A 13,947-nucleotide genomic window follows, 5' to 3' on the forward strand; every position below is an offset into this window, starting at 1 on the left:
CCCATCATGAGCCAGCTGCCACAGCTGACCCACTTCATCGGCGGACAACGCGTGCCGGGCAGGTCCGGACGCTTCGCCGACGTCTACGACCCCTCGGCGGGCTTCCCGAGCAAACAAGTCCCCCTCGCGGATTTGTCCGAGGTCGACGCGGCGATTTCCAACGCCGCGCGAGCCCAACAGGTCTGGGCGGCCTACAACCCGCAGCGGCGCGGCCGCGTGCTCGCCCGATTCGTCGACTTGGTCCGCGCCGAGATCGACGACCTCGCGAAGACGCTGTCCGAAGAGCACGGCAAGACCGTCGACGACGCGCGCGGGGACATCGAGCGCGGCCTCGACGTCTGCGAATTCGCCGCAGGCGTCCCGCACCTCCTCAAGGGCGAGTACACCAGCGGGGCGGGCTCGGGGATCGACGTCTACTCGCTGCGCCAGCCGCTCGGCGTCGTCGCGGGCATCACCCCGTTCAACTTCCCCGCGATGATCCCGCTCTGGAAGGCGGCTCCGGCGCTCGCCTGCGGCAACGCCTTCGTGCTCAAGCCGTCCGAACGCGACCCGTCGGTGCCGCTGCGCATCGCCGAGCTGTTCCTCGAGGCGGGCCTGCCGCCCGGCGTGTTCAACGTCGTCAACGGGGACAAAACCGCAGTGGACGCGCTGCTCGCCGACCCGCGCGTCGCGGCGATCGGCTTCGTCGGCTCCACCCCGATCGCGCAGTACATCTATGCCAACGCGGCGGCGAACGGGAAACGCTCCCAATGCTTCGGCGGGGCGAAGAACCACATGGTCGTGATGCCGGACGCCGATATCGACCAAGCCGTCGACGCCCTGGTCGGAGCCGCATTCGGCTCGGCGGGCGAGCGCTGCATGGCGATCTCGGTCGCCGTCCCGGTCGGCGCGGAGACCGCCGACCGGATCGTGGCGGAACTGGCCAACCGGGCACAGAAGCTGGTGGTCGGGCCGTCCCTCGACAAGGGGGTCGACTTCGGCCCGCTGGTGAGCGCCGACGCGCTCACGCGCGTGCGCGACTACATCGACATCGGCGTCGCCGAAGGGGCCGAGCTGGTGGTGGACGGGCGCGGCTTGACGGTTCCCGGCCACGAGAACGGCTTCTTCATCGGAGCGTCGCTGTTCGACCACGTGCGGCCCGACATGCGGATCTATCGGGAAGAGATCTTCGGGCCGGTGCTGTCGGTGGTGCGCGCGAACGACTACGAGGAGGCACTGCGGCTGCCGTCCGAGCACGAGTTCGGCAACGGCGTCGCCATCTTCACCCGCGACGGCGACACCGCGCGGGACTTCTGCGCCAAGGTCGACACCGGCATGGTCGGCGTCAACGTCCCCATCCCGGTCCCGGTGGGCTACCACACCTTCGGCGGGTGGAAGCGGTCCGGGTTCGGCGACCTGAACCAGCACGGCCCGGACTCCATCCGCTTCTACACCAAGACCAAGACGGTGACGCAGCGCTGGCCGTCGGGCAACAAAGACGGAGCCTCCTTCGTCATCCCGACGATGGACTAGGGCGGGCGTCCTTGTTCGACCTGACTGCGGAGCAGCGCGAGATCTCGCGCACCGCACGCGAATTCGCCGACGTCCACCTCGCGCCGCACGCCCTCGATTGGGACCGCGACAAGCATTTCCCCGTCGAGGTCTTCCCCAAGGCCGGAGCCCTCGGGCTCGGCGGCGTCTACATCAAGCCCGATGTCGGCGGCTCCGGCCTGACCCGCCTGGACGCAGCGCTGGTCTTCGAGGCGCTGGCCACCGGCTGCGCGGCGGTGTCGGCGTTCATCTCGATCCACAACATGGCCGCCTGGGTCATCGACGAGTTCGGCGACGACGACCAGCGCGGGCGGTGGCTGCCGTCGATGTGCGCCATGGAGTCCCTCGGCGCCTACTGCCTCACCGAGCCCGGCTGCGGCAGCGACGCGGCGGCCTTGCGCACGACGGCGGCCCGGGACGGGGACGAGTACGTGCTCAACGGGGTCAAACAGTTCATCTCTGGGGCCGGGGCCGCCGACGTGTACGTCGTCATGGTCCGCACCGGCGAAGCCGGGCCGCGCGGCATCTCGGCCGTCGTGGTGCCAGCCGACACGCCTGGGCTGTCCTTCGGGGCGCCGGAACGCAAAATGGGCTGGCACGCGCAGCCGACCGCCCAGGTCGTCTTCGACAACGCGCGAGTGCCGGTCGCCAACCGGATCGGCCGCGAGGGCCTTGGCTTCGCCATGGCCATGCGCGGCCTCAACGGCGGCAGGCTCAACATCGCCTCCTGCTCGCTCGGCGGGGCGCGCGCGGCGCTGGAGAAGGCGCTCGACTACCTGCGGACCCGGCGCGCGTTCGACGACGAGCTGATCAACTTCCAGGCGTTGCAGTTCCGCCTCGCCGACATGGCCACCGAGCTCGAGGTCGCCCGCACCATGGTCTGGCGGGCTGCGAGCGCGGTCCAAGACGGCGACCCGCGCGCCGTCGAGCTGTGCGCGATGGCCAAGCGGTTCGCGACCGACGCGGGCTTCTCAGTGGCGAACGAGGCGTTGCAGCTCCATGGCGGCTACGGCTACCTCGCCGAGTACGGAGTCGAGAAAATAGTCCGCGACCTGCGGGTGCATCAGATCCTTGAAGGGACGAACGAGATCATGCGAGTCATCGTGTCACGCGGGCTTGTCAAAGACGGGCTGGCCGCATGACCGACCAGATCCTGACCGGCGTCACGGGCGGCGTCGCCATCCTGACGCTGAACCGCCCGAAGGCCCTCAACTCGCTGACCCACGAGATGGTCGTCGCGATGGCGCAGGCGCTCGCCCAATGGGAAGCTGACGACGGCGTCCGCGCCGTGGTGCTCGCCGGGGCGGGCGCGCGCGGGCTCTGCGCGGGCGGCGACGTGGTCGCCATCCACGACAGCGCCAAGGCGGGCGGCGCGGCGGCGCGCGAGTTCTGGCGCGACGAGTACCGGCTCAACGCGCAGATCGCCGCGTTCCCCAAGCCGTATGTGGCGCTGATGGACGGCTTCGTGATGGGCGGCGGCATCGGCGTCAGCGCGCACGCCAACACCCGGATCGTCACCGACACGTCGCAGCTCGCCATGCCCGAAGTCGGCATCGGCTTCGTCCCCGACGTTGGGGGCACCCGACTGCTGGCGCGCGCCCAGGGCGAGATCGGACTGCACGCCGCGCTCACCGGAGCCTCCTTCTTCGGCGCGGACGCGATCGCGCTCGGCTTCGCCGACCACTACGTGCCGCACGACCGGCTCAGCGCGTTCGTCCAGACGATCGTGGAGCGCGACGTCGCCGCCGCGCTGGCGGCGCATGCCGTCGCGCCGCCAGCGAGCGAGCTCCTGGCCCAGCAGCATTGGATCGACGAGTGCTACAGCCTCCGCACCGTCACCGATATCGTGTCGGCGCTGCTCTCGCATGCCGACACGCGGGCCAACGCGGCGGCCGAGCTGATCATGACCCGCTCCCCCCTCGCCTTGTCGGTGGCCTTGGCCGCCGTGCGGCGGGCCCGCGAGCTGCCGACCCTGGAAGACGCGCTGGCTCTGGAGTACCGGGTGTCGAGCGCGGCCCTGCGCTCCCACGACCTGGTGGAAGGCGTCCGCGCGCAGTTGATCGACAAAGACCGCAATCCGAAATGGAGCCCCGAAACGCTCGCCGAGGTCGCCACAGCCGACGTCGAGGCGTTCTTCCAACCCGTCGCCGACGAACTGGACTTCCGAAAGGAGCAACTATGAGCGCCATCGCTTTCATCGGCTTGGGGCATATGGGACTGCCCATGGCGGCCAACCTGGTCAAGGCCGGGCATGCCGTCGCCGCGTTCGACCTCTCGGCTGCCGCGCGCGCTACAGCCGCCGAAGCGGGCGTTCCGCTCGCCGAGTCCGGGGCGGAGGCGGCGCGCGGCGCGGACGTGGTCGTCACGATGCTGCCCAAGGGCGCGCATGTGCTCGCCGCGTACCGCGAGCTGCTGCCCGCCGCGAGCCCGGACGCGCTGTTCATCGACTCCTCCACCATCGACATCGCCGACGCCCGCGCCGCGCATGCGGCGGCGACCGGCGCGGGGCGGCGGTTCGCGGACGCCCCGGTGTCCGGGGGCGTTCCCGGCGCGACGGCGGGCACGCTGACCTTCATGGTCGGCGCCGACGAAGCCGTGTTCAAGAGCGCGGAGCCGGTCCTCGCCGCGATGGGCAGGCGCGTGGTGCACTGCGGCGGCCCCGGCGCAGGCCAAGCCGCCAAGATCTGCAACAACATGATCCTCGGCGTGTCGATGATCGCCGTGAGCGAGGCGTTCGCGCTCGGCGAGCGGCTGGGGCTCGAATACCAGGCCTTGTTCGATGTCGCCGCCAACGCTTCCGGCCAGTGCTGGGCGCTGACCGCCAACTGCCCGGCGCCTGGGCCGGTGCCCGCCAGCCCGGCCAACCGGGATTACGCCCCCGGGTTCGCGACAGCCCTCATGGCCAAGGACCTCGGCCTGGCGGCGAGCGCGGCGCGCGCCAGCGGCCTCGACGCGCGGCTCGGCCTCGCGGCGGCGGATATCTACGACGACTTCAACGCCGACGGCGGGGCAGGCCTCGACTTCTCGGCGATCTTCACCCGGATCAGGGAGCGCCATGTCTGAGTTCGAGACCATCATCGTCGACCGCGAGGACCGGGTCGGCGCGATCACCCTGCACCGGCCCGAAGCCCTCAACGCCCTCAACTCCCAGGTCATGCGGGAAGTCCTCGCCGCCGCGAGGGACTTCGACGCAGACCCAGATGTCGGCGCGATCATCATCACCGGCAGCGGCAAGGCCTTCGCCGCGGGCGCGGACATCAAAGAGATGGCCGACCAGTCGTTCGGCGACATGTTCGGCAGCGACTACTTCGCGGCCTGGGGCGCGCTCGCCGCAGTGCGCACGCCCACCATCGCCGCAGTCGGCGGCTACGCGCTCGGCGGCGGATGCGAGCTCGCGATGATGTGCGACCTGGTCATCGCCTCCGAGACCGCCAAGTTCGGCCAGCCCGAGATCAAACTGGGCGTGCTGCCCGGCATGGGCGGCTCGCAGCGGCTGACCCGCGCCATCGGCAAGGCCAAGGCGATGGACATGATCCTCACCGGGCGCGTCATGGACGCCGCCGAGGCCGAGCGCAGCGGGCTGGTGTCCCGCGTCGTGCCCGCCGAGACGCTCTTGGAGGAGGCCCACACCGTCGCCAGGACCATCGCCGCGATGTCGCTCTCGGCGGCGATGATGGCGAAGGAGGCGGTCAACCGCGCGTTCGAGTCCGGCCTGTCCGAGGGGCTGCTGTTCGAGCGCAGAATCTTCCACTCGGCGTTCGCGACCGCCGACCAGTCCGAAGGCATGGCCGCCTTCGCCGAAAAGCGCCCCGCGAAATTCGTCCATCGCTAACAAGGAGAAACAACCATGCCAGTATCTCTGACCGCGACCCTCAGCCCTGCGGTCCGCGCGTTTTTAGAGCGCCCGAAAAACCTGCTCATCGGCGGGGAGTGGACGCCTGCCGCGTCCGGCGCGACCTTCCCGACCTACGACCCCGCGACCGGGCAGGTCCTCGCCGAAGTCGCCAAAGGGAGCAGCGAAGACGTCGATCGCGCGGTCAGCGCCGCGCGGAAGGCTTTCGAGGGCGCCGCATGGCGGAACATGAAGCCCCACGTCCGCCAGCAGCTCCTGTGGAAGGTCGGCGACCTCATCACCGAGCGCGCCGAGACCTTCGGCCAGCTCGAATCGCTGGACACCGGCAAACCATCGGTGATCGCAAAGCTGGTCGACGCCGACTGGTCCGGGGACCAGTTCCGCTACGCGGCGGGTTGGGCGACCCGCATCACCGGCCAGACCATCCAACCCGCGATGCCGCTCGCCCCGGACTCGAAATTCCTCGCCTACACCCTGCGGGAGCCGTACGGCGTCTGCGCGGGCATCACGCCGTGGAACTACCCGCTCATCATGGCGACCATGAAAATCGCCCCGGCGCTGGCGGCGGGCAACACCATCGTGCTCAAGCCCGCCGAGGAGACGCCGCTGACGACGCTGCTGCTGGGCGAGCTCTTCGAAGAGGCCGGATTCCCGCCCGGGGTGGTCAATGTCGTCACCGGCTTCGGCGAAGCCGGAGCACGGCTCGCCGAGCATCCCGACGTCGACAAGATCGGCTTCACCGGCTCGACCGAAGTGGGCCGGAAAGTGCTCTCGGCCGCTGGCGGCAACCTCAAGAAGGTGTCGCTGGAATTGGGCGGCAAGAGCCCGAACATCGTCTTCGCCGACGCTGATTTCGAAGCAGCGGTCGCAGGCGCGGTCTCCGCGATCACCTTCAACCAAGGGGAGTCGTGCGTCGCAGGAACGCGGCTCTTCGTCCAAGAGCCTCTCTTCGACGAGTTCACCCGAGCGGTCGCAAAGGCCGCGAGCCAGCTCAAGGTCGGGCCGGGCATCGACCCGACGACCCAGATCGGGCCGATGATCTCCCAAGAGCACCTCGACCGCGTCGCCGGGTACGTCGCGCAAGGGCAGGCGGACGGCGCCCGCGCGCTCGGCGGCGGCAGCAGCCTCCCCGACTCCGGCTATTACATCGAGCCGACGGTCTTGGTCGACGTGACCCCGCAGATGAGCGTGTACCGCGAGGAGATCTTCGGCCCGGTCGTCGTCGCGCTGCCGTTCGGCACGGCCGAGGAAGCGATCGCGCTGGCCAACGACACGAGCTTCGGCCTGGCCGCCGGAGTGTGGACCAAGGATTTGAGCACCGCGCACCTGGTGGCCGCCGGGGTCAAGGCCGGATCCGTGTGGGTCAACCAGTACAACGCGTTCGACACGGCGCTGCCATTCGGCGGCTACAAAGCGTCGGGGTGGGGCCGCGAGCTGGGCGACGCCGTCGACCTCTACCTGCAGACAAAAGCAGTGAACATCCAGCTCGCCTGAGCTGCGCGCCCAGCATCGAGCACGACGAAGGAGACACCATGCACCGAGTGACCGTCATCTACCCGTCCACGCCGGACCCGGAGAAGTTCCGCGAGTACTACGAGCGCGCGCACGTGCCGTTGGCCGCGAAGCTGCCCGGCCTGCTCGGCTCCAACTACAGCCTCGACGTGCAGACTCTCGAAGGGGACGAGACGTTCGCGGCAGTGTGGCACGGCGACTTCGCCTCGCCCGAGGCGATGGTCGCCGCGCTCACTTCGCCGGAGGGCGGCGCGGTGACCGGAGACCTCGTCAATTTCGCGCCCCCTGGCGTGCGAATCATCCACTACGCCCTCGGCGGTTCCGCCGTCTAGCCCGCTCCGAGCGCCAGGACCATTTCGAGCTCGCGCTTGTCCGTCGGGCAGCGCCTCCCGGTTTCGACGAAGCCGAGCCGCTCGTAGATCTTCCGCGCGCCCGTGTTGTGCTCCACGACGTCGAGGTACAGCTCCGCGAGCCCCTCGGCCTCCGCTTGGCCGATCACCGCCGCCGAGAGCCGCTCGCCCAGACGCAGGCCCCGCGCTCTTGAGGAGACGAACACGCTGATGAGCATCCCCGTGCCCGCGGGCAGCGCCTCGGTCAACGCGTTCGCGGCCTCTGCGCCCTCGGCAGGCTCGCCCGTCGGCGTTGCGAGGCCCGCCATTCCGACGACGTCCTCGCCGGACAGCGCGTAGCAATAGCGGTTCTTCCCCATGAGCTCGCGCCACCACGGCTCCGGCTGTTCCACCATGTCTTCCAGCCTGCTGCTGAACATCTCGGGCGCGGTCCGCAGCGCCTCGAGGCGGATCTCGCGATGGCGCTTCCAGTCGTCCGGGCCGAGCCTGGCGACGGTGATCTCCGTCATGCCTGTGGAGCTTACTTCTTCCTCGCCTGGACCAACAGCCATTTCGGCACCTTCTCCACCTGCTCCAAGTTCACCATCTTGTCGACGCGCATGAGCACAACGGGGCAGTTCACGCACCTGGGGTTGCTCTTGCAGCATTTCTTCTTCGGCTTGAGGCCGGCGAACTTTTTCGCCTTCACACAATTAAGCTTAGCCTTACTTGGGGCGGCATGCCAGCGCGCGGCCCGGCCAGATTCGCTTTCGCCGCCTCGGCCTGTCACAATTGCCATCTGTGACGCACACGGACTTCCGCAACATCGCCATTGTCGCCCACGTCGACCACGGCAAGACCACTTTGGTCGACGCCATGCTCCGGCAGTCGGGCGCGCTCACGCACCGTGGTGACGACACCACGGACCGCGTGATGGACTCCGGCGACCTCGAGCGCGAGAAGGGCATCACCATCCTCGCGAAGAACACCGCCGTGCACCGGCGCAACGCCGACGGCTCGCTCACCGTCATCAACGTGATCGACACCCCCGGCCACGCGGACTTCGGCGGCGAGGTGGAGCGCGGCCTGTCCATGGTCGACGCCGTCGTCCTCTTGGTGGACGCGAGCGAGGGCCCCCTGCCGCAGACCCGCTTCGTGCTCCGCAAGGCGCTGGAGTCCTCCCTGCCGGTGATCCTCGTGGTGAACAAGACCGACCGTCCCGACGCCCGGATCTCGGAAGTGGTCGAGCAGACCCACGATTTGATCCTCGACATCGCCTCGGAGCTTCCCGACGAGGCCGCGAAGGCCGCCGAGCACGCCCTCGACCTGCCGATCCTGTTCGCCTCCGGCCGCGCGGGCATCGCCTCCAAGGCCCAGCCCGCAGACGGCTCGGTCCCCGACGGCGAGAACCTCGACGTGCTCTTCGAAGAGCTGATGGAAGTCGTCCCGCCGCCCTCGGGCGACCCCGAAGCGCCGTTCCAGGCTCTGGTCACCAACCTCGACGCCTCCCCGTTCCTCGGCCGCCTCGCCCTGCTGCGCATCCACAACGGACAGCTGAAGAAGGGCCAGACCGTCGCCTGGATGCGCGAGGTGGACGGCGAGCCGCAGGTCTCGAACGTCCGGATCTCCGAACTTCTGGTGACGACCGGCGTGGAGCGCGCCCCCACCGACCTCGCGGTCGCGGGCGACATCGTCGCGGTCGCCGGGATCCCCGAGATCATGATCGGCGACACCCTCGCCGACCCCGAGAACCCCGTCGCCCTGCCCCGCATCGCCGTGGACGAGCCCGCGATCTCGGTCACCATCGGCACCAACTCCTCGCCGCTCGCGGGCCGGGTCTCCGGCCACAAGCTCACGGCCCGGATGGTGCGCGCGCGCCTCGACCAGGAGCTCATCGGCAACGTCTCGATCAGGGTGCTCGACATCGGCCGCCCCGACGCCTGGGAAGTCCAGGGCCGTGGCGAGCTCGCCCTCGCGATCCTCGTCGAGCAGATGCGCCGGGAGGGCTTCGAGCTCACCGTCGGCAAGCCGCAGGTGGTCACCAAGATCGTCGACGGGAAGCGGCACGAGCCGTACGAGCGGCTGACCGTGGACGCCCCGTCCGAGTTCATCGGCGCGATCACCCAGCTCTTGGCCGACCGCAAAGGCTCGCTGGAGGACATGGCGAGCCACGGCACCGACTCCACCCGGATGACCTTCAAGGTCCCCTCGCGCGGGCTCATCGGCTTCCGAACCGAGTTCCTCACCACCACCCGAGGCACCGGGATCGCGAACGCCGAGTTCGACACCTACGGCCCCTGGGCGGGCGAGATCCGAGGCCGCCACACCGGCTCGCTCATCTCCGACCGGACCGGCGCGGTGACCGCGTACGCGCTCACCAACCTCGCCGACCGTGGCACGTTCTTCGTCTCGCCGGGCGACCAGGCGTACGAGGGCATGGTCGTCGGGCTCAACCCGCGCGCCGAGGACCTCGACGTGAACATCACCCGCGAGAAGAAGCTCACCAACATGCGCGCGTCCACCTCGGACACGACCGAGACCCTGGTCAAGCCGATGGAGATCGACTTGGAGATCGCCATGGAGCTCTGCGCGAACGACGAGTGCGTCGAAGTGACCCCCGAGATCATCCGGGTTCGCAAGGCCGAGCTGCTCGCCACGGACCGCGCCAAGTCGCGCAGCAAGGCCAAATCCGCCAACCAGGGCTGATTCATGGCTATCCCCATCTTCGCCGACGTCGACACCGGGATCGACGACGCGTGGGCGCTCCTGACGGTGCTGTCCCACCCCGAAGCCGACCTGGTCGGTGTCGGGTGCACGGCGGGGAACGTCCGGGTGGACCAGGTGTGCGCCAACACGCTCGCCGTTCTCGAACTCGCCGGACGGACCGACATCCCCGTCTCCCAAGGCAGGGAGACCCCGTTGCGCCTCGCGCCCGGCGAATGGTTCGAGATCGCCGACGACACCCATGGCGGCTGCGGGCTCGGCTACGCGGCCCTGGACGAGGCGCAGGCCTGGACCACGCCGCACGACGCGGCTGAGGCCTGGGTCGAGGCCGCGCGGACCCGCCCGGGCGAGCTCGTCGGGCTGGTCACCGGACCGCTCACCAATCTCGCGCTCGCGCTGCGGGCGGAGCCCGAGCTGCCCCGGCTCCTGCGGCGGCTCGTGATCATGGGCGGGGCGTTCGACCATCCGGGCAACACCACGCCCGCGGCGGAGTGGAACATCCACGTGGACCCGGAGGCCGCGAAAGAGGTCTTCGACGCATGGTCCGAGGCGATCGAGCGCGGAGCCGCCTCGATGTCCGGCGGGGAGCCTGTCGCGCTGCCGGTGGTCTGCGGACTGAACCTCACCGAGCGGATCGTCTTGACCCCGCAGCGGCTCGGCAAGCTCGTCGAGCTGGTCGAGGGCGCCCCCGCTCCGGCGATGTCCCCGGAGGACCCGCGCGGCAAGCGCTCGACGGCGCGCAACCCGCTGGTGCGCCTCTTGGAGGACGCCACCCGTTTCTACTTCGAGTTCCACCACGACCAGGGCGACGAGTACATCGCGCATATGCACGACCCCTTCGCCGCTGAGATCGCCATCGACCCGGAGATCGCGCTGACCGCGACTGCGGCGGTGGACGTGGAGCTGCTCGGGCTCATCACGCGGGGCATGACCGTGGCGGACTGGTCCGGCAAGTGGCGGCGCGAGCCGAACGCCGCGGTCGCGGTCGCCGCCGACCCCGGCGCGTTCTTCGACCGGGTGATCCCCCGCCTCGCCGCGTTCCTACGCGGGCTCTGAAACCCACGCTGTCAGGCAACCTCGCGGTATCTCCGGACTGCGGAGCCCGGCCCGAGTATGTAGATTCCCATGCCAACAGGGATGGCGCACGACAGAACGGACTGGCAGGACTTCACTTCCCGCCCATAAGGACGAGAGGAAGCGGCGGTGAATCTGGCAGATGTCCGGGGTGTGGACACCTCAGGGCTGGGAGATTTGGCGACCAGTCTCGCGTCGCGCGCGTCGTCGTTCGAGGAGGCGCGGGCGCAGTTCGCGAAGATCACGCAGTTCCCAGGGTGGCAGGGGGCGGCGAAGGACGCGGCGGCGAGCAGTTTCCAGAACACTGACAAGAGCCTGCTTGACGATGTTGCGCGTGTGTCGGCTGTCCATCAGGCAGCGTTTGAGCTGGCGTCCGATTTCCAACAGTTGCAAACGAGGCTGCGCGAGCTGGAGCAGCAGGCCGCGTCCATCGGCGCGAAACTGGGCGACGATGGGAAGGTCATGTTCCAGGACGGGGCGCATCCGGACGACGCGCAACGGCACCGCGCCGTGGTCATCGGGGACGCGGCGTACGAGTTGGTGTTGGACGCTGACCGGCTCGACCAGAAGGCGGGCGAGGTTCTGAAGAAGGCCGCGAGCGGGGAGATCGCGGCAGCGGGTACGGGCAACGAGACGACGGCGGCGCTCGCAGGAGCGGCACAAGGCACTCTTGGGGTGGCCGAGCCCCCGAAGGGCGAGAACGGGAAGCCCGTGTCGCCGGATTTCAACACGGCATGGTGGAACGACCTGACCAAAGAGCAGCGGCAGTGGGTGCAGAGCATGCACCCGGAGTGGGTCGGGAACCTTGACGGGGTGCCCTCGTCAGCTCGCGACGAGGCGAACCGCACAATGCTGCCGGGTGATATCGCGAGGTTGCAGGCGGAGGTTGACCGGTTGCAAAAGCAGAAGGACAACGAGTTCGGGCATGGCACGTTCAGCAACACGGATTCGGACTTGTGGTACGCGCAGCGGCGGCTGGAGGGCGCGAAGGCCGTCCAGCGCGCGTTGAACGACAATCCGGGCGCGAAGCTCCTGGTTTTGGACCCGGACTACGGTGAGCGCGGGCGTGCCGCCATCGCATTGGGCGACCCGGACACCGCAGACCACATCGCGGTCACCGCTCCTGGTGTGAACTCGTCTCCTGAGCACAGCATCGGGGGCATGACCAGAGAAGCGGGCGATCTGAAGGCCGAGACAGAACAGGTTCTCAAGAACAATGGCCATGGGAACGAGACCGTGTCTACGATTGCGTGGGTCGGGTACGAGCCGCCGCAGGCTCAGATTGATGCCACCCACATGAATCCGTTCGGCGACGGCTTCGACAATGTTGGCCCAGGTGGTGTGCTGGACGAGCCTGGTGGCGCGTCTGAGGTTTCGAGCGAGGCGAAAGCCAAGGTTGGGGCGGCGAACTTGTCGTCGTTCTACGAGGGGCTCAGCGCCGCGTGGCACCCTGAGTCGGGCGACTCCGGCACGAGCCCGCACATCACTGCCCTCGGGCACTCCTACGGATCGCTCACCACTTCGCTCGCGCTTCAGCAGACCTCGTCGGGAATCGTGGAGAACGCGGTGTTCTACGGCTCTCCTGGTTTGAATCTGGACTCCGCGAACCAGCTTCCGGTCCCTGTGGGGCACGCGTACGACATGCAGGCCCCCGACGACCCGATCCAAAAGGTGCCGGACTACACGGGACGTTACGGCGCGAATCCTACTGAGATCCCAGGGTTCACCCAGTTGTCCGCCCAGGCAGGGGACACGACCGGCGACGCGGCTCCTGGTACGACGGTGCACCATGATGGCGCGTCCGGGCACTCGGACTATCCTCGGAGCAGCAATGGACAGCTGCGCATGCCCGGCTACAACATGTCTGTGATCGTCGCCGGGATGACTGGTCAAGACGGTCGCCCCGACCTCACAGTTAAAGGAAAATGACCTATGGCGAATCCGGTCGATGAGCGGGGCTGGTTCAAACGGCACGCGAAATGGCTCTGGACTGGCCTGGCTGTTTTGCTCGTCGCGGTCCTGGTCGCGTGCGGTATCGGGGCGTATCGGTTTCTGGAGGGCTTGAAAGGCATGGACGACGAGCCGCAACACATGGCAAAGAGCGACGTCCCCGCGTTCGAGGAGCGCTACCGGGACAAAGGCAGCGTCCAGCAGGCGGCGAAAGAGCTTGAGGCCGCCATCGCCAAGACCGCCGACAAGATCGCCGCGCTCGTCCCCGGCCTGACCTGGAAATGGCAGTACGATCAGGGCAATGTCGGCTGCCCGCAAGACAAGGCCGCAGACACGCGGGTCACCCGGTTCGCGACTCGCCTAGCCGGTTTCGAAAGCGCGATCCCGGAGGATGTGTGGCCCCAAGCGGTCGCCATCGCACGCGCCGACGCGGAGTTCCTTGGGATGACAGACAAGGTCGCCTACCAGGACGCGGCCAAGAACCACGACATAGTGTTCTCCTCCGAGGACGGAGGAGAGATCAGGATCGGTACAGCAGTTGAAGCCTCCATTAGAGGCAAGACACCATGCCGGTTGATGGAGGACTGGTACACGAGCCGCAACATCCCCGTGCCGGGCAAGAGCTAGGAGCTTCGATGTCAGCGAACGAGCAACCCGCAGGCGCGGGGCCGAAAGTGGCTGTGAGCCTTGACGAGCTCCGCGCCGGGGCGGGCCAATTGCACGACCTCGCGGAAGAGGCCACGGCCAAACTCGCCAGCAGCGACCAAGCGTTGGAGACCTCTTCTTCGGCGTGGCACGGCCTCAGCTCGGCCGCAGCCTACGCCGCCTACGCCGAGTTCGAAACCGCACGGGGAAAAGCCGCCACCGGTTCACTCGCCACAGCGAGCGAGAACGTGGGCCACGCCGTGAATCATTACGAGCACACCGACAACACGAACGCAGACTCTCTCGGCCTCACGAGCCGGTAGCGGCCGC

The 13,947-nt window shown here is 68.6% G+C and carries 14 protein-coding genes; 12 read left to right on the plus strand and 2 right to left on the minus strand.

Features of this window, described 5'->3' with window-relative positions; genetic code table 11:
• Window positions 1–6: 6 nt before the first annotated feature.
• From ACRC20_RS16085 to ACRC20_RS16115, 7 genes are read left to right on the plus strand one after another with little or no spacing between them, the layout of a single operon-like run.
• Entirely contained in the window at window positions 7–1,512 is a 1,506-nt protein-coding gene (locus tag ACRC20_RS16085; RefSeq protein ID WP_438687384.1) for a CoA-acylating methylmalonate-semialdehyde dehydrogenase, read from the plus strand.
• Window positions 1,513–1,523: 11 nt separating this feature from the next.
• The gene (locus tag ACRC20_RS16090) at window positions 1,524–2,672 is read left to right on the plus strand and encodes an acyl-CoA dehydrogenase family protein (protein WP_438687385.1); all 1,149 of its coding nucleotides are present in this window, start codon (window positions 1,524–1,526) and stop codon (window positions 2,670–2,672) included.
• The gene (locus ACRC20_RS16095) at window positions 2,669–3,712 is read left to right on the plus strand and encodes an enoyl-CoA hydratase/isomerase family protein (RefSeq protein ID WP_438687386.1); all 1,044 of its coding nucleotides are present in this window, start codon (window positions 2,669–2,671) and stop codon (window positions 3,710–3,712) included. Before ACRC20_RS16090 ends, ACRC20_RS16095 begins: the two co-directional genes overlap by 4 nt.
• On the plus strand, window positions 3,709–4,593 hold the full coding sequence (mmsB, locus tag ACRC20_RS16100) for a 3-hydroxyisobutyrate dehydrogenase (RefSeq protein ID WP_438687387.1): 885 nt from the start codon (window positions 3,709–3,711) through the stop codon (window positions 4,591–4,593). Before ACRC20_RS16095 ends, mmsB begins: the two co-directional genes overlap by 4 nt.
• Complete coding sequence (locus ACRC20_RS16105; RefSeq protein WP_438687388.1) at window positions 4,586–5,362, plus strand: enoyl-CoA hydratase; 777 nt, start codon at window positions 4,586–4,588, stop codon at window positions 5,360–5,362. The genes mmsB and ACRC20_RS16105 overlap by 8 nt, the downstream gene beginning before the upstream one ends.
• 15 nt (window positions 5,363–5,377) lie before the next feature.
• Complete coding sequence (locus ACRC20_RS16110; RefSeq protein ID WP_438687389.1) at window positions 5,378–6,877, plus strand: aldehyde dehydrogenase family protein; 1,500 nt, start codon at window positions 5,378–5,380, stop codon at window positions 6,875–6,877.
• Window positions 6,878–6,915: 38 nt separating this feature from the next.
• Window positions 6,916–7,227: an EthD family reductase gene (locus ACRC20_RS16115; RefSeq protein WP_438687390.1), complete on the plus strand. Its 312-nt coding sequence runs from the start codon at window positions 6,916–6,918 to the stop codon at window positions 7,225–7,227.
• On the opposite strand, the gene ACRC20_RS16120 is transcribed toward ACRC20_RS16115, so the two are convergent.
• Together ACRC20_RS16120 and ACRC20_RS16125 are read right to left on the minus strand one after the other, a co-directional pair.
• Window positions 7,224–7,754 carry a GNAT family N-acetyltransferase gene (locus ACRC20_RS16120; protein WP_438687391.1) on the minus strand — a complete coding sequence of 177 codons (531 nt, stop codon included), beginning with the start codon at window positions 7,752–7,754 and terminating at the stop codon, window positions 7,224–7,226. The two genes, ACRC20_RS16115 and ACRC20_RS16120, sit on opposite strands and share 4 nt — an antisense overlap.
• 11 nt (window positions 7,755–7,765) lie before the next feature.
• On the minus strand, window positions 7,766–7,933 hold the full coding sequence (locus tag ACRC20_RS16125; RefSeq protein ID WP_438687392.1) for a hypothetical protein: 168 nt from the start codon (window positions 7,931–7,933) through the stop codon (window positions 7,766–7,768).
• A 92-nt stretch (window positions 7,934–8,025) separates the two neighbouring features.
• On the opposite strand from ACRC20_RS16125, the gene typA reads away from it, so the two are divergent.
• The 5 genes from typA (at window position 8,026) to ACRC20_RS16150 (ending at window position 13,940) form a co-directional block, all read left to right on the plus strand.
• On the plus strand, window positions 8,026–9,930 hold the full coding sequence (gene typA, locus ACRC20_RS16130) for a translational GTPase TypA (protein ID WP_438687393.1): 1,905 nt from the start codon (window positions 8,026–8,028) through the stop codon (window positions 9,928–9,930).
• A 3-nt stretch (window positions 9,931–9,933) separates the two neighbouring features.
• Window positions 9,934–11,004 (plus strand): nucleoside hydrolase, encoded by a 1,071-nt coding sequence (locus ACRC20_RS16135; protein WP_438687394.1) that lies wholly within the window; start codon window positions 9,934–9,936, stop codon window positions 11,002–11,004.
• Between the two features lie 147 nt (window positions 11,005–11,151).
• Window positions 11,152–12,951, plus strand: coding sequence for an alpha/beta hydrolase (locus ACRC20_RS16140; protein ID WP_438687395.1), 1,800 nt, complete (start codon window positions 11,152–11,154; stop codon window positions 12,949–12,951).
• 3 nt (window positions 12,952–12,954) lie between these two features.
• The gene (locus tag ACRC20_RS16145) at window positions 12,955–13,599 is read left to right on the plus strand and encodes an LppA family lipoprotein (RefSeq protein WP_438687396.1); all 645 of its coding nucleotides are present in this window, start codon (window positions 12,955–12,957) and stop codon (window positions 13,597–13,599) included.
• A gap of 8 nt (window positions 13,600–13,607) precedes the next feature.
• Complete coding sequence (locus ACRC20_RS16150) at window positions 13,608–13,940, plus strand: WXG100 family type VII secretion target (protein WP_438687397.1); 333 nt, start codon at window positions 13,608–13,610, stop codon at window positions 13,938–13,940.
• Window positions 13,941–13,947 lie beyond the last annotated feature (7 nt).

This window comes from Segniliparus sp. (genome assembly GCF_051660745.1).
Lineage (GTDB): Bacteria > Actinomycetota > Actinomycetes > Mycobacteriales > Mycobacteriaceae > Segniliparus.